Genomic DNA, 21,985 nt, shown 5'->3' on the forward strand with positions numbered 1-21,985 from the left:
CAATTTTCTTTTAGCGTCCTATCTTCACCCTAGCGTATAGGCTAAGGGTTTATAGATTAGCACTCACTTATACTTTGAATCACTCCAGAAAGGTTTTGCTTGAAGCTTTAGGTATTTTTCAAGATGTGAAAAATTGATTAATGATAATTAATTTAAACATTCTAAATTTTTCCTTAAATTTTCCTACTGATTTGTATCTACTTTCGGCAGTATCTGATAGTCACCTTGTACTCAAAATTAGTAAAATAGTTAAAAAACTTAATAAAAAATTCAGACCTTTTGACTCTATGCCTTCCAGCCTAGACTACCTTAGTAAGTGAGCAGCTTTAAGATAACGTAGTAAATTCAATTAAGTAAGCCGTGAAGATTCCAAGTTCAATCTGGACATTACTGATTGGCATCGTGCTAACGCTAGTCAGCCTTTGGTACGGTCAAAATCACGGACTGTTGCCAGCAGCAGCCACGGATGAAGCCGAATTAGTTGATGGTCTGTTCAACGCGATGATGATCATTTCTACAGGTATATTCCTGCTCGTAGAAGGTATTTTAATTTACTCTGCGTTTAAATATCGTCGGCGTGCAGGTGACAATGAAGACGGCCCACCAGTTGAGGGCAATGTACCTTTAGAAATTCTCTGGACGGCGATCCCAGCAATTATCGTTATCGGTATTTCTGTTTACAGCTTTGATGTCTACAACGAAATCGGTGGCTTTGATCCCCATGCTATTCATGAAGCACCGATGATGAATCAGGAATCAATGGCAATGCCTGGAAGTGCCATGGCAGCAACTTTAAGCGATACTCCTCCTAGCACCGAACCCAACCTCAATCAAGAAAAATCTGATGAGGCAATGCAAGACCCAGCTACTGCAGAAGTCCGCAATGCTGACCAAATTCCCCAACTGCGGAATGCTCCAGGTGTCGGTAGTGTTGCTCCGACAATTGGGGGAACTCCTGATAAAGCAGGCAAACCAGCAGGATTACAAGTCAACGTCACAGGTCTACAATATGCTTGGCTTTTCACCTATCCTGAAACTGGTATAACTACAGGTGAAATGCACGTCCCCATCGGGCGAGAAGTGGAAATCAATATGACAGCCAACGATGTCATCCATGCCTTTTGGGTGCCAGAGTTCCGTCTGAAACAAGATGCGATCCCTGGTAGGCAAAGCGAGATTCGCTTCACTCCCAAAAAAGCAGGGGATTATGTCCTAATCTGTGCTGAACTTTGTGGCCCCTACCACGGTGCAATGAGAGCAACAGTAGTCGTTGAGCCAGAAGAAGCCTTTGACAAATGGATGCAAGAACAGCTAGTTGCTAGTAAAGAAACACTAAATCAAGCCGTTGCTGTTAATCCTACGGATCTATCCCCAAATGAATTTCTCGCTCCTTACACCAAGGATATGGGAATTAAGCCAGAAATCCTCCATCAAGTTCACCATTAGTCATTGGTCATTGGTCATTAGTCATTAGTCATTGGTCTAAATAAATGACAAATGACAAAAGAACAACTGACAAAGCGCAAAGTCTGAGCGGAGGTTTCCTCCGTTCCCCGAAGGGGTTGCCGCAGGCATCAGAACTTTGTAAGAGAGGACAAATGACAAAAGATAACTAACGACTATGACCCAAGCTCAAGTGCAAGAAACTGCCAACGCCCCTGCTCTTGTTGAGGAGCCAGGGATTAGAAAATGGCAAGACTACTTTAGTTTCAACACCGACCATAAGGTGATTGGGATTCAATACCTAGTCACTACATTCATTTTTTACTGTATCGGTGGCGTGATGGCTGACTTGGTTCGTACAGAACTGCGAACTCCAGAAATCGATTTCGTCACCCCTGAAGTTTACAACAGCTTATTTACGCTGCACGCCACGATCATGATTTTCTTGTGGATCGTGCCAGCCGGTGCGGGTTTTGCTAACTTCCTCATTCCCTTGATGATTGGGGCAAAGGATATGGCATTCCCACGCTTGAATGCTGTTGCCTTTTGGATGATTCCCCCTGCGGGTTTATTGTTGATCGCTAGTTTAGTGGTAGGCGATGCACCGGATGCGGGTTGGACTTCCTACCCTCCCTTGAGCTTGGTAACAGGTCAAGTAGGTGAGGGAATTTGGATTATGAGCGTCCTCCTACTAGGTACGTCATCGATTTTAGGGGCAATCAATTTCCTCGTCACATTGCTCAAGATGCGTATCCCGGGTATGGGGGTTCATCAAATGCCCTTGTTCTGCTGGGCGATGTTTGCAACCTCGGCATTGACTCTGGTATCTACGCCAGTGTTAGCAGCAGGTCTAATTCTGCTGGCTTTTGACTTAATTGCCGGGACAACATTTTTTAACCCAACTGGAGGTGGCGACCCAGTAGTTTACCAGCATATGTTCTGGTTTTACTCCCACCCAGCCGTTTACATCATGATTTTGCCCTTTTTTGGGGCAATTTCAGAAATTATCCCGGTGCATTCCCGCAAGCCAATTTTTGGCTATAAAGCGATCGCTTATTCGTCTCTTGCCATTAGCTTTTTGGGGCTAATTGTTTGGGCGCACCACATGTTTACCAGTGGTATTCCTGGTTGGTTGCGGATGTTCTTTATGATCACCACCATGATCATTGCCGTACCCACAGGAATTAAAATTTTCAGCTGGTTAGGAACCATGTGGGGTGGAAAAATCCGGCTTAACACTGCCATGCTGTTCGCAATGGGTTTTGTTGGTACCTTTGTGATTGGCGGGATCAGTGGCGTAATGTTGGCAGCAGTGCCCTTTGACATTCACGTTCACGACACCTATTTTGTAGTAGCGCACTTGCACTACGTGCTGTTTGGTGGTAGTGTTCTCGGCATTTATGCGGCGATTTACCACTGGTTCCCAAAAATGACGGGACGGATGGTAAACGAATTTTGGGGCAAGGTTCACTTTGCCTTAACAATAGTGGGTCTGAATATGGCCTTCTTACCAATGCATAAGCTGGGATTAATGGGCATGAACCGCCGTATTGCCCAGTATGACCCCAAATTTACCTTTCTCAACGAAATCTGCACTTATGGCGCTTACATACTAGCAGTTTCGACATTCCCCTTCATCATCAATGCGATTTGGAGTTGGTTATACGGCGAAAAAGCTGGTAATAATCCCTGGAGGGCACTGACTTTAGAGTGGATGACAACCTCACCACCTGCGATCGAGAATTTTGATCAAACTCCAGTACTAGCTACAGGCCCCTACGATTACGGTTTGGAAAAGGCTGACGAAGGTGTACCTTTATCTGATCCAGATCCAGTCTTGTCTGGTGGGCCAAACTCAGTATTGAGAGCAAAACCCGATCCAGCCGTTGCTGCTAATCCCGAAGATCGTAAATAAACAGGTTCTGGGGTATTGGATATTGGGCATGGGGCATTGGTTATTTCTGCCTTGCCCCATTCCTCATTCCCCATTCCCCATTCTCCATTCCCCAATTTATCCTTTAAAAAATTCATGCAAAGTCAAACGATTGACCCAGCTAAAACCGAATTAAATCATCACCATGAAGCGGAAACGTCCGTCGGTCATCACGAAGAACATCCAGACCATCGTCTGTTTGGGCTAATTGTCTTCCTGATTGCTGAAGGGATGATTTTCCTGGGGCTGTTTGGAGCCTATCTGGCTTTCCGTGCTACCTTACCTGCATGGCCCCCAGCAGGGACTCCAGAATTAGAACTATTGTTACCCGGAGTGAACACCATCAATCTGATTTCTAGTAGTTTTGTCATGCACAATGCCGACACTGCTATTAAAAAGAACGATACACGGGGGGCACAAATCTGGTTAGCAATTACGGCGGCGATGGGTGCTATTTTCTTGGTAGGTCAAGTATATGAATATACCCATTTAGAATTTGGCTTAACTACCAATTTATTTGCTAGTGCATTTTACGTTTTGACTGGTTTCCACGGATTGCACGTTACCCTCGGCGTTTTAGCAATTGTTGCTGTATTATGGCGATCGCGCGTTCCTGGTCACTACAGTAACGAAAAGCACTTTGGCATTGAAGCAGCCGAAATCTACTGGCACTTCGTTGACGTGATTTGGATTATTTTGTTCGGATTACTGTATCTACTGTGAGTATTAATTATTTAGTTGTTCATTCCACGCGGACAACTTAATAAGCCTCCACTAGGGGGCTTTTTTCATTAATAGAATGCTGCTCTTACAGTTAGCTGTCCGGATGTCGCATTATTTTATGTATCGGCTGGCAGCAAAATCTAAATTAGAACTGTTTCTAAAAGGCTAGATATCTAGGTAGTTATCTAAAACGTTTTTTATTTTTATAAAACAGTTTTATCCTTTATCTATCAAAAGTTACAGATAATATATTAAAATCAGCGTAGGCTTTTTTTATTATAACTTTTGCTAAATGCAACTGAGTTAATACAAGTAATACAGCCACGAGTAAAAGGTAGGAAAGGTCGGAAAAGTTGGATGTTTCTTATAAACTATTGAATAAACTTTAATGGTTGAGAAGTTACTCCTATTTATCTAAAAACTCATCACTCGTTATTCACCCCAAAGGCTTACTTCCTCTTTTTTCTTTTGTCGAACATTTAGATATGACAAGGCAATCACGTTTAGTGATGGACGCTGTGAAGATACTTATGTCTTTAAATGCCACTGTTCAAGGCTTTGTCAGCAATCAGACCCAATATTTAAAATAAATCTATCAACTCGTGAAAGTTGTCTTCTACCCACAGTTATAAATACTGTGGGATAGTGTAAAATTTACTTAAGTGATACAATTTATTCAACTATTCCAGAAATAAATTTTTATATTAAGATACCAATATAAGGTATGGAATAAACCAGTTAAGCGGCTAACTATAAAACGGCTTAAAAGCATAGGTCGCCTGAGAAGCTAACTGCCTCAAATACCAACAAACCTAGCCGCAGGTATTCATAATGCCACCCAAGCTCGAATGGTCAGTAAATTAACAAGTAGTATACGCCATATGAGCCAGAACCCTCTAGTTAGAAAAAAACTCCGGAGTCGCTTTGAGACTGTCAAACTGCTGGAAAGTGGAGGATCTAGTAATACTTACTTGTTAAGAGGTGCTATACGTAAAAAACATCAATACTCTCTCGCCAGAAAAACACTTCGGAATCGATTTGAAATTGTCAAACACTTAGGAAGCGGAGGATCTGGTGATACCTATTTAGCGGTAGACCTAGATTTACCAGGACGACCTCATTGTGTTGTCAAACATTTCCAGCCAAAAGATTCCAATCCTGCTATTTTGCCCATAGCTAAAAGTCTATTTGATCGGGAAGCGGAAGTTTTATACCAGCTAGGCAACGACCACGACCAAATTCCTAGACTATTTGCCCATTTTAATGAAGATGGGGATTTCTATTTAGTCCAGGAATTTATTGATGGTCATGCATTGACTCAAGAAATTGTACCGGGTCAGCGTCTTAGCGAGAATGCAGTCTTAAATTTATTGAAAGAAATCCTGGAAGTACTGTCTTTTGTCCACCAAAACAACATTATTCACCGGGATATTAAGCCCCAAAATCTAATGCGTCGGCACTCAGATCAGAAGATTGTGCTAATTGACTTTGGGAGTATTAAGAAAATTGGTGCTTTAGGAGCAGGCTTAACAATTGCTGTTGGGACTCCTGGCTATATGCCAAGCGAACAGGCTAAGGGAAAGCCAAGACTTTGCAGCGATATCTATGCATTAGGGATGATTGGCATTCAAGCTTTGACAGGTTTAATACCTGAGCAACTACAAGAAGATCCTAATACTGGAGAAGTTCTCTGGCGCCATCAGGCACAGGTAAGTAATGTTCTGGCAGATATTTTAGATACAATGGTTCGCGATCGCTTTAGCCAGCGTTACCAATCTGCCTCAGAAGCTTTGCAAGCGCTTAATTCTGATCTGGTATTGTCAAAATCCTCAGAAGCTGATGGTATAGAGCAAAACAGCGACAACACTTATCCACTAACTTATAGAAACTTTATTTTGCTGCTAGGAATAGGGCTTGGTGTTACCACTAGTTTAATGGTATTAGTTTTAATTTATACACTTATTAATACAGGTATATCGCCTCCAAACCAACCAACTCAATTAAATAATTTTATACAAAAATTACTTGAGCCACGGTTGGCTAATGTTAATGTCAATAGGACTTACGCATTGACAGAGAAGCCAAAGTAATAGGTATAGTTTTCAAGGCTTATAGCTAGGTTTTTCAATGATATTTTGGCGATGCTTGCGGCGGGCTACGCCTACGCAACCAATCAAGAGTTATTAATAAAAGCCTGAAACAACGTATTTACCTTAATACATAAGATGGTTATTTTGTACAGTGCGTAACTCTTAGTCAATAGCCTAGTACCTTACGGCGTAAATAGAGCAACCATTGAAAATTCTTAAAGAGCTTATTCCATAATACTTTTGACTTTTGCCTTGTGGTACTAGTAGCTAAATCAGCAGCTTACAGAGGAGTCAATAGGAGCAATTCCACCATTGCAAAGGATACCAAAGAGCAAATTTATCCATACTACATTAGGAAGAATTAATCATCTACCAACAATTAGATAAAATCCGCTATTAACTGGTTTATTCCAAATTTGCTCTTAACCTCAATATTTATAGATTCCTGTAGGATAAATAGAATAAACAAGATTTAAAGATATGGACAATACAAATCAAAAAAAAGCTTTAATTAACGGTGAAATCGCCCTCTTTCTTAGAGGTTTGATTATTGGTAAAGTACTGACACTTATGGTTATTGGCGGACTGCTTTGGTGGTTACTCAAGCCGAACTTAGCTTCCCGTAACAGCGTTAGCTCCTCTAATCAAAATTTCAATAGCCTCTCTAGTACTGCATCAACTTTTCAGACAGTTACTAATGTCCCCACTGCCTCATTTAACTACGGAGGTAGTACAGCTTGGGCATCTATCCGGCAATTGGTAGATTCTCAGATCCAGAGCGATCGCCCGGAACTACAATTACGTTATGTAGACCCTGTTAATGGTAGCCCTGGTTCTAGCTCCGGCATTCGGATGTTACTTGATGGAAAACTAGACTTTGCTCAGTCCTCTCGTCCCCTTACAGATGAAGAACGAGCTATTGCAAAAGAGCGAGGCTTCACCCTTGAGCAACGTCAGGTTGGTAGGGATGCGATTGCAGTAGTAGTCAACCCATCACTCAATCTGCCTGGTTTAACTGTTCAGCAATTGCAGCAGATTTATTTGGGGAAAATTACTAACTGGAACCAAATAGGTGGGCCAAACCTACTTATCACACCTTTATCTCAACGACCAGAGGACGCAGATACAGTAATATTCTCTAGCAACAGCGACTTGAAGGGGCAAACACTTAGCTCTAATGTACAGTATGTCTACTCTACTACAGAGGCAGTGCGGCAACTCAGTAAAACCCCTGGCGGTGTCTATTATGCTTCTGCCCGTTCAGTATTACCTCAATGTAGTGTGAAGGCTTTGCCATTGGGACAGACTTCTAGTCAGCTAATTCCTCCCTATAGCGAACCTTTGGTATCACCTGAGCAATGTCTACGTCAGCGCAACCAGCTAAATACTCAGGCTGTCAAAAATGGTAGCTATCCTATGATTGCTAACTTGTTTGTGATTATTAAGCAAAATAAAGGTCGGGAACAGCAGATTGGGGATGCCTATGCCAAACTTTTATTAACTGACCAGGGACAAAGGGCAATTGAGCAAGCTGGTTTTGTTGGGGTTCGCTAGTAGAGCACAACGTAAATCTAGCTACCATCTCAAATAACAAGATTTGGGGCAAAAATCTCCTTGTTAAAAGAAAGTAGGTAAATTTGGGCCACAGTGTACTATAACTCAAGTTATTAGTTATTGTTGAGTGCGATCACGCTTTCTACTACACCTCATTCAGACTTGTTCAAAAAGTCAGGGTTCTAGAGGAAGCGATCGCACCACTTACTGCTGTTCAATCAATATTAATGTATTCATCACTTGAGTTGAAAATATTTTTACTCGACGGCATAAGAAGTAAATTGGCGTTTAAAAGGAGAATGAAACCCAATGACAATATCAGAAGTGGGTACACCTAACTCAACCAATCGTTCAGCAACAGACTCTTCTGTACCGTTATACTGAATCCATATTTTACCATTTTGAATATCAAAATGCATGACTGGGCCAAACACCCGCTTATCTCCTTGCCAGCCAACATAAGCTAATTGATAATGGTCATTTTCACTATCAATAATTAGTTGTGAATTGACTGTATCCGTATTATTGATATTTTGTGCATGTTCTGTCAATATTTGTTTTATTAGTTGTCGATAATGTTTTATCTTATCCATTGCCGAATCTCCTCCTGTCTAGGATCATAGACTATTAACTTAACTTGGTAACGTTGAAGGGCACGTTGGACGAAGGGAAGTTGAAAAAAATTTTGATAGGTTTCGCTAGGGACAGCTAAGTATCCAATTCTGTCTGCTTCTTGTTCTTCGAGAGCTTGGCAGTAATTTAGATATTGTCCAAGTGCAGTATGAAATTCACTAATATCTGAATCTGCAATAAAACTCTTAATTTCAACAGCTATTTTCTCTGTATTACGTTCTGCGGCAATAGAATTTTCAGCCGCTAAATCTATTTGTAGTTTAATTGCTTCACTAATACGAATTGTAAAAGGATCATGAGTAATTATCCACCCATCTTTAATTAATCTTTTTTAACCTGTTCATGAAAAACATCTTTAGCCATTTTGCTATCTCTAGATTTAGGACCAGATTAACCCAAAATAATGTTTTTGTTTTATGTAATGCGTTCCTCGAAGGGGTTGTCAAAGACATCGCATTCTCCATTATTCTGCATTGCTGCGGCGAGTTTTTCTAGATTTTGACGAACAGTAACACTACGAAGATGATCTACACCCCAGACTCGTTCACAAATATCTAAAGCCTGCAAATAAAGCGGTTCTGCTTCACAGTAACGTCCAGTTTCACGATAAATTTCTGCTAGATTATTGAGACTTTCGGCAACATTGGGATGATTTTCTCCTAATAGGTGCTTATCAAGTTCTAAGGCTTTTATACATAAAGGTTCCGCTTCATTAAAACGCCCTTGCTCCCTGTACATATAACTAAGAGCGTAGATAGTATCTGCTAAAAGCGGATGCGCCTTTTGCAATAGACGCTCTTTAAGTTCCAAGGATTCCAAAAATAAAGATTCTGCTTGATCGTAGCGTCCTTGAGCGCGGTATATCAATCCTAAATTGTGTAAATCTGTTGCAACATCAGGATTTTCTTCTCCTAAAAATCGCTTATCTAATTCTATTGCTTGGAGCGACAACGGTTCAGCTTCAGTGTAACGCCCTTGATGGTAATAAAGTAGCGCTAAATTATTTAGTATAAGAGCCAAAGAAAGATGATTTTCGTCAAGCAAACGTTTTTCGAGTTCTAATGCTTGCAGATACAGGGGTTCAGCTTCGTTATAACGTTCTTGTTCATCATATAGTAATGCCAAATCGTTGAGACTGAAAACGACATCGGCATGATTTTCTCCCCACAAGTGTTTCCTCAGTTCCAAAGCTTGTTGATATAAGAGTTCCGCTTTAGTATATTGTCCAGTAGATTTGTAGAGTCCTGCCAAATTATTCAGGCTAGTAGCGAAAGAAGGGTGATTGTCTCCTAACAAGCGTTTCGTTAGTTCCAAAGCTTGTTTATATAGTGGTTCTGCTTCGCTGTAACGTCCTGTTGCACGATATATTCCTGCTAAATTGTTGAAGTTAGTAGCTAAGTCTATCTGCAAACCTGATTCATTTTGTAGTTCAATCGCCTTACGCCAGTACTTTATTGCTAGTTCTTGTTCTTCTTGATAATTCTGAGACTCACCCCGCTCTAATCTGCTACGGTAAATATCGCCTAATCTTGAGTATAAAGTAGCCAAGGTGGGATGTTTAGTTCCGCGTTCCTGTTCTACTTTTTCGATTAACCCTTGTAAATCTTGGATGGGCAAGAAAAAGGAGTTATCTTCATTAGTATCTGTGCTGGCTAATTCAGTGTCTCTAAAAACAAAGCGTATATGTTCTAGTTCTTTACCAGGAATAGCATTTGTCTTTTTAGATTCAAACCGAAATACCCCGTTGCGCCAACTCCAAAAATCAGGGGCTTTTTTAATCAGGTTGACTAAAATTTGGTTAGTTACCCAAAGTACAATCGCAAAGGGAAACTCGCGCAATCCTTCTCTTGTCCACTGTAAGTAACCAAAAAATTTCTCTTGTTCTGATTGCTCATTTCCCAATCGGAGAAAATAAAGTTGTTCAGCACCCGTCACAGTAATTACCGCCGGGTTTTGCTGACGAAGATATTCTTCTTGTTGTACCAGTTGGTTAAGAGCAGCTTTGAGGCTCGGCTCTTGACGTGCTAAAGTTACTCGATATGTACGGAAAGCAGGTTGTAGTTCAGCTTCATATTGGGCAATAATCTCATCACGAAAATTAGCATCATCACAAACTGCAATCAGTAAATTTAATCCCCTTTTCTGAGCTTCAATAGAAACAATTAAATCATCATACGCGTCTTGATTTTCTCCTTCATCAAATAGTTCTTCATTTAACATTAATCGCTCCCTGTCTTTTCAGGCTTTCGATAATAATTGGATGAACATCATACCAAGTTTCTTCAGTGCGATATTCTAGAACATATAGCCCATGAAGTAAATCCAAAAATTCTGCTTGTTTGGGGTCATTAGGCATGAATTGTTCATAGATACTCTGCAAAATATCTGTATCAACCTTTCCTAAACGTATGGAAAAATCATTACGGATTTTATTGATTGCTTGAAGAAGAATTTTATCGTCAATAATAACTTCGGCTGAGGGATTTCTTCGGATAGTCCGCAAACAAATGCGACAACATTCCTTTGAGATACGAATTAACTCTCGCAACACGCCACCACTGTAAATCACAATTTTTTCAGCTGTTTCTGCTGCAATTAATTCACTGGAAATCCGCTTTTGTAAAACTTCACCGAGAATCATTGTTGCTTCCGGGCGAGGTTCAGCATTAGGAAAGCGATTTTTACCTTTATCAAATATTTTTAAGACAGGCATTGCGACAACCTGATCGTTGGTTTCAGTGGCAATTATTGTACTGATGAATGTTTCCCGAAGTACTGCGATCGGGATAGTATAAATAATTTGGAAGTTTGGTTGACAAAGAGCTTTAATGTTATCTCGATAAATTTCGTTAACTCTTCCTAAGTCCAGTTTATCTAAATCATCAATAATGACTAAAACGTTTTGTTTAGTTGCAGCTTGAATTAGAGCAGCAATTTCATTAATTCTGGCAACTAAATCTGATAACTTGCGTTCAAATTCTTGCTTAATTTCATCCCGAACGCTAGCATCAGCTTTTAATTTAGAGCTAATCAACTTTAGAAGGTCAAAACCTACCCCAGCTTCTATCTGTATATTTGATTCTTCAGTGCGGGTGCGAGTAGCAAACCACTTATAAAGAGCTTCTTTAGTAGATTGCGGAATATCAACTCGGCGTGCTTCTGCCTCTGTCATTAAATTAACTGCGATCGCAAACAGTATATTAATATGATTAACAGCCGACATTTCGATTTTGTCAGCAATAGAAAAGAGGACTACAAAATATTTATTTTGAATTTGTCGGCTAAACTCAGCTAACAAAGTAGACTTACCACATCCCCGATGTCCTGTAAAGACAATTTTGCCATCTCCATTAGGACTATCTTCCACTAATTGGTTCAGGTCTGCAATCAAATCATCGCCATATTCGACTCGAAATCTTTCCATTTCGTTCCGTTCCATCAACGGAAAGAGTTCGAGATTACTGTATGCTTCTTGAAAGGAGTTTAATAAGTCTTGAGACATTGGATAGTGCCGTAAACATGGGAACTATTCATATAATGGCTCATGATTTTTAAAGTAGAAATTCAAATAATTAGAAATTTTCTAACTCTATTAATAAATAATTACTAAGTGGATACTGTCTTATATTTTCAAAGAAGATACTCCAGCTTCCACAATCCCAACCGAGAAATAAGTAATAGAGGTGAATTTAGATAAGAACGAATAATAGATTATACATTCAATAAATAAAAATAAATTATAAAGTATACATTTGAAATAGTGAAAGCTACCTAACAGATAAATAAAATTAAATTTTCCCCATCTTATGTTTGTGTCTCTTCCGGGTATTATTGCAACAGTAGCTGTCTCAGTTACAACATAGGTCGTCTATATTGAAACATTTATGATTTTTGGGCATTAGGATTTTAATTAGTCCAGCGATCGCAAATAGACTAAAGGTGTCTTCAACGAAGGCGCAGGGGGAAGGGAGTAGAGAGAAATGACCCCTTCAAGAACTGCTCCCTTGCCTCTTTTTGAAATTTTCAATCTTTTGATTGGGTAATGCGGAGAATTTTATCTTGCTGTGAAGGACAACTTCCTCGCCCATCACAATTACTGGTTGTGATATACAATTGGCCATCTGGCCCCATAATTGCCTCTCGAAGTCGTCCGTGTTTACCTTGTAAATACACCTCATGGCGCTGGACTTGCTGGGGTGACTCTGGGTTAAAGACGACACGCTGCAAGTGTTCGGAGCGGAGGGTAGGAATGATTAAGCTACCCTTCCATTCTGGAATAGAATTTCCTGTATAAATTGCTGCCCCGCCTGGGGGTAAAGCTTCACGCCAAACAATGGAAGGAGTCACAAGTCCTTCCCCTGATTCACAACGGTAGATGGTGGGCCAGCCGAGGTTGTCGCCTGCTCTTGCTAGGCTGACTTTATCGTGACCGCTTCTGCCTAACTCGCCACTGGGACCATGATCTGTTACCCATAGTGTTGATGCATCGTACCAATCAAACCCTTGAGTGTTGCGAATACCAGTGATATATACGGGATTTTTAAACGGATTGTCTTGCGGTACTTGTCCATCTGGCGTTACACGCAAAATTTTTCCAGCAAGGCTATTAACATCCTGGGAACTTTGCGGATCTCTCGCATCGCCAGTCCCAATGTAGAGCATTCCATCAGCACCAAAGCGAATACGACCACCGTTGTGATACACTGCCACGGGAATATCATCAAGAATTATTCTATCTGACGAGGCACTAAGCCCATTTTGGGATAATTGCCATCGTTCAACACGATTGACCTGTGAACCATTTCTATCAGCAGTGTAGTAAACGTAAAAAAGTCGGTTTTCGGCAAACTTAGGATGAGTTGCAATGCCAAGTAAACCACCTTCACCACTTTCTGTAACATCAATGGTAGCTACTGGTTTTTGAATAAGTTTACCATCCCGTACCAACCGAACCCGTCCAGGTCGTTCACTAACTAACATATCTTGATTTGGCAGAAAAGCTATTCCCCAAGGAACTTCAAAACCTGTTGCCACTTCTTCAACCCGCAGGTTTACCTGTCCTTGTGAACCAAAGCCATCTTTGACTAGAGTACACGCTTGATTGTTGGTAGAAGTTTGTTCACTGATTTGTTTAGTTATTTCTCTTTCTTGATTATTAGTGTTTGCAGATTCAGATGTTGGTGAGGTGCAAGAAGAAATTCCCAGCCAAAATATGCAAACAAGCAATTTCCCTGCAATAATTTTTGTCAGGATCATAATAATTGTCTCCAAAAAATTGCTACTTGCATGGTTTTAAAATAGCTAAATGAATATTTTTCCTTTTGTTGCGAACTTGCTAGAGATGTAGTTTAAGGCTTGATTCTCCGGTTACCATGAAGACCTTCAAGTTTTACAGATTGTATGTGTAGTTAAGTTTTGTTACCTCTATCCACAGGCCTACTTAAAAAGCTACTATTTCACCCTACTTCTTTTTTTCATAGCACCCAATAGTGAAACAAACAGCAGCAACACAGAAACTATTTCCAATCGTCCTACCCAGATAAACAGAATAATAGTGAGTTTACCTCCCCAAAGTAAATTCGGATCTGTAATTCCTGTGGATAATCCGACGTTACCTAATGCAGAAGCGGCTTCTAAAATAATATCGCTGAGTGTATATTCTGGTGGAACAAAATGCTGCAAAGCAAAAGTCCCGATTGCAAGTAAAACTATCCACAATGTAGCGAATGCAGCCGCGTAAAACTGACGATAAGCTTTGGCTGCCGTTAAGACTTCATTATTGATTTTGTGTTGCATCAATTTTTGAGGTTGTAAAAACAATTGTTGAAAGTGCCACAATATAGCCCGATACAGTGTCACAACTCGCCTTAGTTTCAGTCCACCTACTGTAGAACCCGCAGTACCACCAAAAATCATTGCTACACTTAACAGGAATTTAACACCAAAACCCCAAGGTTGCAGTTCTGTTGTGTGGAAACCACAGGTTGTTAAGGCAGAAACCCATTGAAACAATGAATCTATCCAGAGAAAGGTTCCCCTCAATTGCTGGCAAATGCAATAGTACTTAGGTACATCAAAAAATTAAATTACTCAATTCCTGCGTCCAATACGACTGTCCGATTTCTTCTCCCCCTGCTCCCCCTGCTCACCAAAGCGATTGATTATTTTTTTATTTGGAAGTCCCTAAGAGCCAACAGGTTCGCGATCGCTATAATAAATCATAATTTCTACTAAATGGGCATCCTTGTCGTTAGCATTAAGAACATACACAGTTTCATGACTGGTAAACTGAGGTTTCGGGCCGTTGCTGTATGCAGGGATATACCCTTCAGTTATAGCCCAGCAAATACGTTGGTAAGTCTTCTCTCTTATCTCGTGAGACTTAAATTTTAGTTCTGTTTGCTTTACTATTTTTGGCTCTACTTTCCATAAACACTCCCTGTCATCTATCAGTAGGGTAAAATATATAACTCTTCAGAAGGATTGACATTTTAAAATTTTCAATAATTCATCTTGCATATTCTGAAAAAAAGTTATAAATTATTAGTTTATAGGGGAATAATCTGACTTCTTAGTGTCAAAAACTAATCGTGATGAAGTAAATATACCGTAACCAGTTTTAACTTCATGCAAATCCTAAACAGCACTGAAGATATGTTTTTATTTGGTAAAGCTTAAGATTCTGGACATTAAACAGAACAATAAATAATCTAAAAATATATTTTGTGTGACTGTTTTGAAGAATCATGTTACTGCTTGTGATAACAACAACTATAATTCACCAAAACAGTAATCGATTATAAATGAACTAACTATCAATAAATTTGCGTAAATGCCAGCATATTTATTCATCGTTAATTGATTGATTTTCTCAAAATTATATTTGCTATTCAAAGAATCGTTTTTGTTATGCTGAGAATAGCAAAAATAGGAAATGAAGACGTATCTACCACAACTTTACAATCCCAATGGAGCTATTTTGGCGATGCACTTGAACGAATTGGAAACTACTGAAAATTTAAAAGAAGTAGAAGAAGCGTGGCTAACACTAGAAAAATCAATTCTCTATTATCAAGGACGCCCTGTTGGTACGGTAGCAGCTTATGATGTATCCGTAGAGGCGCTCAATTATGACCAATGTTTTATTCGGGATTTTGTCTCTTCAGCTCTAATTTTTCTGATCAAAGGTAGAACAGATATTGTTCGTAATTTCTTAGAAGAAACCTTAAAGTTACAGCCTAAAGAAAGGGCATTAGATGCTTATAAGCCTGGGCGAGGATTAATTCCAGCTAGCTTTAAAGTTGTATCTGAAAATGGGCACGAATATTTAGAAGCAGATTTTGGTGAACATGCGATCGCTAGAGTTACGCCAGTAGATTCTTGCTTATGGTGGATTATTTTGTTGCGTGCTTATGTAGTTGCCACAGAAGACTTTTCTCTAGCCTATCAACCTGAATTCCAAAATGGGATCAGGTTAATCATGGAAATCTGCTTGGCGAATCGTTTTGATATGTACCCAACGCTGTTGGTTCCAGATGGCGCTTGTATGATTGACCGTCGTATGGGCATTTATGGGCATCCTATAGAACTACAAGTTCTCTTTTTTACGGCATTGCGTGCATCTCGTGAATTGCTAATTTGCCAAGGCAATTCCGATATTGTTGAAGCCATTGATAACCGATTGCCTCTTTTATGCGCTCATATCCGCCAGCATTATTGGATAGATATTAATCGCCTGAATGCAATTTATCGTTTCAAAAGTGAAGAATATGGCAAGGGTGCTGTTAATCTGTTCAACATCTATGTAGATTCTGTTCCCTATTATGAATTGGACAAATGGCTGCCGAGAAAAGGTGGTTATCTAGCAGGTAATGTTGGGCCGTCGCAGCTAGATACTCGCTTCTTTTCACTCGGAAACTTAATGGCAATCATTTCAGACTTAGCTACCGAAGAACAGTCACAAGGGATTATGACTCTCATTGAGGATCGATGGGATGACTTGGTAGGAGATATGCCAATGAAAATTTGTTTCCCAGCTTTGGAACATGAAGAATACAGAATTGTAACTGGATGTGACCCCAAAAATATCCCTTGGTCGTATCATAATGCTGGTAGTTGGCCTGTTTTAATGTGGATGTTAGCGGCTGCGGCTGTGAAAACTAACAGAACAAGTCTTGCACAAAAGGCTATTGAAACTGCCCAAGGACGGCTCAGTACAGATGAATGGCCAGAATATTACGATGGTAAGAAAGGGCGGTTGATTGGCAAACAAGCTCGGAAATATCAAACTTGGACAATTACCGGGTTCTTATTGGCAAAAGAATTGATGGCGAACCCCACTTATTTGCCATTAATCAGCTTTGGAAAATTACCAGCAGAACAGGTTTCTAGAGCGTGTGAGTTTGAAATCGCCAGTGTAGACCCCCATATACCTCGATAAGGAAGTTAGGAGTCATTCAATTTTGGATTTTAGATTTTATATTTTGGATTGAAGGAAAAATCTAAAATCCGAAATCCAAAATCCAAAATTGGCAGAGTTAGAATACAAAAGCCTCCTGACTCCTGAATCATGTTTCCATGACAAACCCCCGTCAACTAGCTTTTATTGCCCTGCGAGATGTTCACAAGGGGGCTTATGCTGATGTTGCCCTAGATAGAGTACTGCAAAAAGTCAGTTTGCCTGATAACGATCGCCGCTTGGTGACAGAATTGGTTTATGGAAGCGTCAGAAGGCAGCGCACTCTTGATACTCTCATTGATCAACTCGCCAAAAAGAAATCTCATCAACAACCCCCAGACCTCCGCACCATCTTACATCTGGGTTTCTACCAGTTGCGTTATCAAGAACGTATTCCCGCTTCAGCTGCTGTTAATACCACTGTTCAACTCGCTAAAGAAAACGGTTTTTCTGGGCTAACGGGTTTTGTTAACGGTTTATTACGGCAGTACATCCGCCTTGCAGAAAAGATAAAGGGAGATGCAGATCCGTTACAACTTCCAGAAAATCCAGTGGAACGCTTGGGCATTTTACACAGCTTTCCTGACTGGATTATTCAAGTTTGGTTAGAACAATTGGGTTTGGTTGAGACAGAACAACTGTGTGAATGGATGAACCAATCACCAACAATTGACTTGCGTATCAACCCTCTTCGCACTTCAATCGAGGAAGTTGAGGCGGCTTTGCAATCTGTTGGTATTTTGGTAAGACGGATTCCTCATTTACCCCAAGCTTTACGATTTATTGGTAATACTGGGTCAATTCAAAAACTACCTGGTTTCAAAGAAGGTTGGTGGACTGTACAAGATGGTAGCGCCCAATTGGTAAGCCATTTGCTCGACCCCCAACCAGGTGAGGTGGTAATTGATGCCTGTGCTGCACCAGGGGGTAAAACAACCCACATGGCCGAGTTAATGGCAGATAAAGGAAAAATTTGGGCTTGCGATCGCACTCCTTCTCGTCTTCGTAAACTCCAAGAAAATTCTCAACGGCTAAATTTACAATCTATTCAAATTTGCACTGGCGACAGCCGCCACTTCAACCAATTTCAAAACACCGCAGACCGCGTATTACTGGATGCTCCATGTTCTGGATTAGGAACCATGCACCGTCATGCTGATGCTCGTTGGCGACAGACACCAGAATCTGTCCGTGAACTTTCGGTGCTGCAAAAACAACTTTTAACACATACATCTACTTTTGTCAAGGTTGGTGGTGTACTAGTTTATGCCACTTGTACATTGCATCCAGCAGAAAATGAAGAAGTGATTTCGGCATTTTTAGCTAAGTCACCTGATTGGCAAATTGAGTCCCCCAAAGGCTTTGAGCTACCTGATTTTGCCCAAAACACGCCTCAAGGTTGGTTTAAAGTCTGGCCCCATCGACAGGATATGGATGGCTTTTTTATGGTGCGCTTAAGAAAAACCAATAATTCCGAGTGAATACTGTTTGGGATTGTACGATTTGATGGTGGCCTGAATCTACCAGAGGAGGCAGCAATGGTTACCCCTTCGAATGTCAAAAGCTTAGTTAAGATCCTGATTGGAGCCGCCTGGATTGATGGCAGAATCCAGCCAGAAGAACGGCAATATCTTCGCGAAATAGCTCAAGCAAAAGGTTTAGCTAACGATCCCGAAATTAAGCCTTGGCTGTACGAATTAGTTCCTGTACAGCCAAAAGAATGCTATGACTGGGTGCGGGAGTATTTAGGCGATCGCCCCAGCCTTGAAGATTGTGAAAATCTGATTGAAGCCATCAGTGGCTTAATTTATAGCGATGGCGAAGTTGCCGTCGAAGAAGCTAGACTCCTGACGGAGTTACAGGATATAGCCAAGCCCAATGGCTCAAATCAACCAGCTCACACTGCACTTCTCAAACAAATTCAAAAGCTTTACCGCCGTTGGGTTGAAGTGCAAAACTAATCATAGTCAAAAGTCTATAGTCTAATAACTAATAACTAATGACTAATGACTAAATTATGACTTCGGTTCACCCAGACCCGGAGTTTCTTCTTTATCAACCTTAGGTACAAAATCAGGACGCTCTTTGCTTTCCCAACCTGCGGGGCGTTTCGAGTTGTACCAAGCTATTGAACCAATGGTTACAGCAGCAATAAAACCAACGACATACACCAAGGTGAAAGCATAAGGAAAATGAGTACCATTTGTTGCGATTGAATCTGCTGCCTGCATCAATATGTGCATGAGTATATTCTCCAATGTTAAGTAACGCTACTTGACACACTATAGAATGAGCGTATCACTTAACATCCCTCTGGAGTTTAGTTTGAGCAACTTCATATTGCATAGAAAAGAGGATGGGGAGCAGGGGAGCAGGGGGCAGGGGGCAGGGGAGCAGGGGAGCAGGGGAGCAGGGGAGCAGGGGAGCAGGGGAGCAGGGGAGGTAGAGGAAGAATAACAACTTATTGATTATTGCCCAATGCCCAATGCCCAATCCCCAATCCCCAATGCCCAATCCCCACTTTTCATTAATTAGAAGGTCTAAGTCTATCGCGCCAGGATGGTTGTGATGATGAACCGGAACTATTGCCGGAAGGGGAAGATCGCCGAGTTCTTCGAGGTGGGGAAGAATCAGATTCTACTGTTCTAGATCGCCGCCGTGGACTAGATGACTCTGAGGAAGAGTTATTGGAACTTGATTCTTGGCTGCGATCGCGCCTTCTCCGTCTTGGGGTATAATCGGTCGATTGCTGTTCTTCTTGAGAATAGCTCCTCCTTCTTCTACGTCTCCTAGATGAACCACTCTCCTCAGAATTTCTAGTACTTTCCCCTTTTGAGTCATCATTAGAGGAAATAGAACGATTCAGCACTTGTTTGGGCTTGATGGACTGGGCTTTGATGGTAGCTTTACGACCTTCTAACTTAGGGCGTTTAGGAAACTTTTCTACGGGCATCCCTTCTACCGCTTTTGCCATAAATTCGCGCCAGGTGTAAGCCGCACTACCACTACTGCCGTATGTGGGGCGGTTATCATCGTTACCTAGCCAGACCCCTGTGACTATTTGGGGAATGTAGCCAATAAACCATAAATCGCGGGCTTCGTCGGAAGTGCCTGTTTTGCCAGCAACGGGTCTATTACCTAATTGAGCAGCAGCACCAGTCCCCGCTTCTACAACGTTGCGTAGCATCCAAGTCATAATGGCGGCACTGTCAGCATCAAGGGCGCGTTTTGATTTAAAATTAGCTGACCAAATCACCTTGCCTTGACGGTTGAGGATGCGAGTAATACCATGAGGCTCTATATGCAATCCCTGAGTAGCAAAGCTACCATAGGCGCTAGTCAACTCTAGCAGATTGACTTCATTTGAGCCGAGAGCCAAGGAGTAGGTGGGCTTGAGTTCAGATTTTATCCCCATATCATGGGCAAGTTTAATCGTTGGCGTAAATCCCACATCAATCAATGTCTTTACCGCAACAACATTAATAGACCGGGTGAGGGCATCTCGGATGTTCATCGAACCCCGAAACCTTTCACTATAGTTTTTCGGCTCGTAGCCGTCTACGACAAAGGGCGCATCTTCGTAACTATCGTAGGGACTTTTACCGGTAGCGATCGCAGTTGCATATACAAATCCTTTAAATGTCGATCCTGGCTGACGCTGTGCCTGGGTAACTCGATTAAACTGATTTTTACCAAAATCTTTTCCCCCAACCATTGCCTTAATTTCACCGTTACGGGGGTCAATGGCTACCATTGATGCTTGCTTAAAGTTTTCCCAGCGTCCTTGATTTCGCAGCGTTTTGGCAACCGCCTCTTCTGCAACTTTCTGCCAAGTTGGATTCAGCGTGGTTTCCACTACTAATCCCCCATTCGCTAACACATCAGAAGAAACGTACTTCGACAATTCTTTTTGGATGTAGCTGGTAAAGTAGGGCGATTCTACTTGCACTCGTTTGGGCAAACTGCTCTTGAGAGTTAGCGATTCTTGGGCTGCTGCTTGCCTTTGTTCTGGTGTAATTACTTTATCTTCTTCCATCCGTAACAATACCAGATTCCGCCGCCGTTTTGCAGCTTCTGGATTCTTGTCTGGAGCATATAAGCTAGGAGCAGGAGCTAATCCAGCAATCGTTGCCATTTCCGCAAGAGTAAGCTGGTCTGGCGATTTACTAAAGTATACCCAGGATGCATCTGCCACACCATAAGCTCCACCTCCCAAATAAACCAGATTCAGGTAACGTTCTAAAATCTGATCTTTGGTTAATTCATTTTCCATTTTTTGAGCTAGGCGGACTTCCTTAAGTTTGCGCCAGATTGTCTGTTCTTGTTTCAAAAACAGAATCCGGGCTAGCTGTTGGGTAATGGTACTAGCACCTTCGACTACACCTTGCGATCGCAAATTATTCAAACCCGCTCTGACAATTCCTTGAGGATCAACTCCGTTGTGTTGCTTAAATCTTCTATCTTCTGAGGCGATAAAAGCTTTTTTTAAATTATCTGGTATTTGTTCCAGGTTTAGCTGTTCTCTGGCAGTTTCACCTTGTTGTTGTAATATGGTTCCATCGGCAGCTTTGATGGTCAGTGTTTGCTCTCTAACCACGGCATTCAACTCAGCCTGATCTGGCAAAGTCTGATCTATCAAACTAATACCGTAGATCAAGGCAACTATCCCACTACCTAAACCCAACCCTGCCCAAAACCATAAGCGACGATAGAGTGGTTTACCGCGAGTTGCCTGATTGGCCTTCATCCTAGATGGTAAAATTTTCATTTGCTCAGTAACTGCCTCGGCTGCGCCAGATTTTCTGGTGGTAAGCTCTCATTTGTTCCACCTTGTCCAGAGTCACTCAAATTAGTTGGTCTTCGCTTGAACCAGGAGGTAAGCTTACCCACATCAGTTCCTCGCTCAAAGTAGTAACTATAATAACCACGATCAATCAACTTTGGGGTTATAGCACCACCTCTGTGTTAGTATAATATCCTATAAATAATTAACTAAATTCACCACAAAATAAATGTTTTTTACGTTTAGTTAATTGAGTTTTGTAAAAATACTGTAACTTTGATAACTATTCGGAATATAAAAATTATCGTCACTTTTGGGAACAAGTGCAGCGAAGTATTTGTACATACAGCCCGAAAACAGCTTACTTC

General features: G+C 41.1%; 15 protein-coding genes and 2 pseudogenes. 8 read left to right on the forward strand and 9 right to left on the reverse strand.

The genetic code is table 11. The features are described 5' to 3' along the window. Positions 1-360 precede the first annotated feature (360 nt). From H6G26_RS20450 to H6G26_RS20470, 5 genes are all read left to right on the forward strand, one after another. Positions 361-1,446 carry a cytochrome c oxidase subunit II gene (locus H6G26_RS20450; protein ID WP_190731002.1) on the forward strand — a complete coding sequence of 362 codons (1,086 nt, stop codon included), beginning with the start codon at positions 361-363 and terminating at the stop codon, positions 1,444-1,446. Positions 1,447-1,621: 175 nt separating this feature from the next. After that, positions 1,622-3,358, forward strand: coding sequence for a cytochrome c oxidase subunit I (gene ctaD / locus H6G26_RS20455; RefSeq protein WP_190731003.1), 1,737 nt, complete (start codon positions 1,622-1,624; stop codon positions 3,356-3,358). Positions 3,359-3,472: 114 nt separating this feature from the next. Continuing rightward, entirely contained in the window at positions 3,473-4,099 is a 627-nt protein-coding gene (locus H6G26_RS20460; protein WP_190731004.1) for a heme-copper oxidase subunit III, read from the forward strand. An 881-nt stretch (positions 4,100-4,980) separates the two neighbouring features. Beyond that, positions 4,981-6,189 (forward strand): serine/threonine-protein kinase, encoded by a 1,209-nt coding sequence (locus H6G26_RS20465; RefSeq protein WP_229559057.1) that lies wholly within the window; start codon positions 4,981-4,983, stop codon positions 6,187-6,189. 480 nt (positions 6,190-6,669) lie between these two features. Further along, positions 6,670-7,743, forward strand: coding sequence for a substrate-binding domain-containing protein (locus H6G26_RS20470; RefSeq protein ID WP_190731006.1), 1,074 nt, complete (start codon positions 6,670-6,672; stop codon positions 7,741-7,743). Positions 7,744-8,000: 257 nt separating this feature from the next. Here the strand turns inward: H6G26_RS20470 and H6G26_RS20475 are convergent, their stop codons facing one another. The 7 genes and pseudogenes from H6G26_RS20475 to H6G26_RS20505 all read right to left on the reverse strand — a co-directional run bounded on the left by H6G26_RS20475 (position 8,001) and on the right by H6G26_RS20505 (position 14,844). Next, the gene (locus H6G26_RS20475) at positions 8,001-8,336 is read right to left on the reverse strand and encodes a XisI protein (RefSeq protein WP_190731007.1); all 336 of its coding nucleotides are present in this window, start codon (positions 8,334-8,336) and stop codon (positions 8,001-8,003) included. Continuing rightward, positions 8,324-8,739: pseudogene (locus H6G26_RS20480) on the reverse strand (XisH family protein). The gene H6G26_RS20475 and the pseudogene H6G26_RS20480 overlap by 13 nt, the downstream one beginning before the upstream one ends. A gap of 51 nt (positions 8,740-8,790) precedes the next feature. Beyond that, positions 8,791-10,596 carry a tetratricopeptide repeat protein gene (locus tag H6G26_RS20485; protein ID WP_190731008.1) on the reverse strand — a complete coding sequence of 602 codons (1,806 nt, stop codon included), beginning with the start codon at positions 10,594-10,596 and terminating at the stop codon, positions 8,791-8,793. Beyond that, entirely contained in the window at positions 10,586-11,878 is a 1,293-nt protein-coding gene (locus tag H6G26_RS20490; RefSeq protein ID WP_190731009.1) for an ATP-binding protein, read from the reverse strand. The genes H6G26_RS20485 and H6G26_RS20490 overlap by 11 nt, the downstream gene beginning before the upstream one ends. A 521-nt stretch (positions 11,879-12,399) precedes the next feature. Next, positions 12,400-13,632 carry a PQQ-dependent sugar dehydrogenase gene (locus H6G26_RS20495; protein WP_190731010.1) on the reverse strand — a complete coding sequence of 411 codons (1,233 nt, stop codon included), beginning with the start codon at positions 13,630-13,632 and terminating at the stop codon, positions 12,400-12,402. 195 nt (positions 13,633-13,827) lie between these two features. Continuing rightward, a complete protein-coding gene (locus H6G26_RS20500; protein WP_190731011.1) occupies positions 13,828-14,388 on the reverse strand; it encodes a TrkH family potassium uptake protein in 561 nt (186 codons plus the stop codon). A 171-nt stretch (positions 14,389-14,559) separates the two neighbouring features. After that, the gene (locus H6G26_RS20505; RefSeq protein WP_347242486.1) at positions 14,560-14,844 is read right to left on the reverse strand and encodes a sensory rhodopsin transducer; all 285 of its coding nucleotides are present in this window, start codon (positions 14,842-14,844) and stop codon (positions 14,560-14,562) included. Between the two features lie 517 nt (positions 14,845-15,361). On the opposite strand from H6G26_RS20505, the gene H6G26_RS20510 reads away from it, so the two are divergent. The 3 genes from H6G26_RS20510 (at position 15,362) to H6G26_RS20520 (ending at position 18,795) form a co-directional block, all read left to right on the forward strand. Further along, entirely contained in the window at positions 15,362-16,816 is a 1,455-nt protein-coding gene (locus H6G26_RS20510) for a glycoside hydrolase 100 family protein (RefSeq protein WP_190731030.1), read from the forward strand. A 137-nt stretch (positions 16,817-16,953) separates the two neighbouring features. Next, positions 16,954-18,315 (forward strand): 16S rRNA (cytosine(967)-C(5))-methyltransferase, encoded by a 1,362-nt coding sequence (locus H6G26_RS20515; RefSeq protein WP_190731012.1) that lies wholly within the window; start codon positions 16,954-16,956, stop codon positions 18,313-18,315. Positions 18,316-18,372: 57 nt separating this feature from the next. Further along, positions 18,373-18,795, forward strand: a complete 423-nt coding sequence (locus H6G26_RS20520) for a TerB family tellurite resistance protein (RefSeq protein WP_190731013.1) — start codon at positions 18,373-18,375, stop codon at positions 18,793-18,795. A 54-nt stretch (positions 18,796-18,849) separates the two neighbouring features. Here H6G26_RS20520 and H6G26_RS20525 read toward each other — a convergent pair whose 3' ends face one another. Both H6G26_RS20525 and H6G26_RS20530 read right to left on the reverse strand, forming a co-directional pair. Continuing rightward, positions 18,850-19,077 (reverse strand): hypothetical protein, encoded by a 228-nt coding sequence (locus tag H6G26_RS20525; RefSeq protein WP_190731014.1) that lies wholly within the window; start codon positions 19,075-19,077, stop codon positions 18,850-18,852. Between the two features lie 284 nt (positions 19,078-19,361). Continuing rightward, positions 19,362-21,610, reverse strand: a pseudogene (locus H6G26_RS20530) (penicillin-binding protein 1A). Positions 21,611-21,985: the final 375 nt, after the last annotated feature.

Source organism: Nostoc sp. FACHB-888, from assembly GCF_014696655.1.
Classification (GTDB): Bacteria; Cyanobacteriota; Cyanobacteriia; order Cyanobacteriales; family Nostocaceae; genus Nostoc.

What these genes read in the sequence shown, in the direction of transcription:
- ctaD (WP_190731003.1), top strand. Translation starts at nt 1,622, where the DNA reads ATGACCCAAGCTCAAGTGCAAGAAACTGCCAACGCCCCTGCTCTTGTT.
- H6G26_RS20460 (WP_190731004.1), top strand. Translation starts at nt 3,473, where the DNA reads ATGCAAAGTCAAACGATTGACCCAGCTAAAACCGAATTAAATCATCAC.
- H6G26_RS20465 (WP_229559057.1), top strand. Translation starts at nt 4,981, where the DNA reads ATGAGCCAGAACCCTCTAGTTAGAAAAAAACTCCGGAGTCGCTTTGAG.
- H6G26_RS20470 (WP_190731006.1), top strand. Translation starts at nt 6,670, where the DNA reads ATGGACAATACAAATCAAAAAAAAGCTTTAATTAACGGTGAAATCGCC.
- H6G26_RS20475 (WP_190731007.1), bottom strand. Translation starts at nt 8,336, where the DNA reads ATGGATAAGATAAAACATTATCGACAACTAATAAAACAAATATTGACA.
- H6G26_RS20485 (WP_190731008.1), bottom strand. Translation starts at nt 10,596, where the DNA reads ATGTTAAATGAAGAACTATTTGATGAAGGAGAAAATCAAGACGCGTAT.
- H6G26_RS20490 (WP_190731009.1), bottom strand. Translation starts at nt 11,878, where the DNA reads ATGTCTCAAGACTTATTAAACTCCTTTCAAGAAGCATACAGTAATCTC.
- H6G26_RS20495 (WP_190731010.1), bottom strand. Translation starts at nt 13,632, where the DNA reads ATGATCCTGACAAAAATTATTGCAGGGAAATTGCTTGTTTGCATATTT.
- H6G26_RS20510 (WP_190731030.1), top strand. Translation starts at nt 15,362, where the DNA reads ATGCACTTGAACGAATTGGAAACTACTGAAAATTTAAAAGAAGTAGAA.
- H6G26_RS20515 (WP_190731012.1), top strand. Translation starts at nt 16,954, where the DNA reads ATGACAAACCCCCGTCAACTAGCTTTTATTGCCCTGCGAGATGTTCAC.
- H6G26_RS20520 (WP_190731013.1), top strand. Translation starts at nt 18,373, where the DNA reads ATGGTTACCCCTTCGAATGTCAAAAGCTTAGTTAAGATCCTGATTGGA.
- H6G26_RS20525 (WP_190731014.1), bottom strand. Translation starts at nt 19,077, where the DNA reads ATGCACATATTGATGCAGGCAGCAGATTCAATCGCAACAAATGGTACT.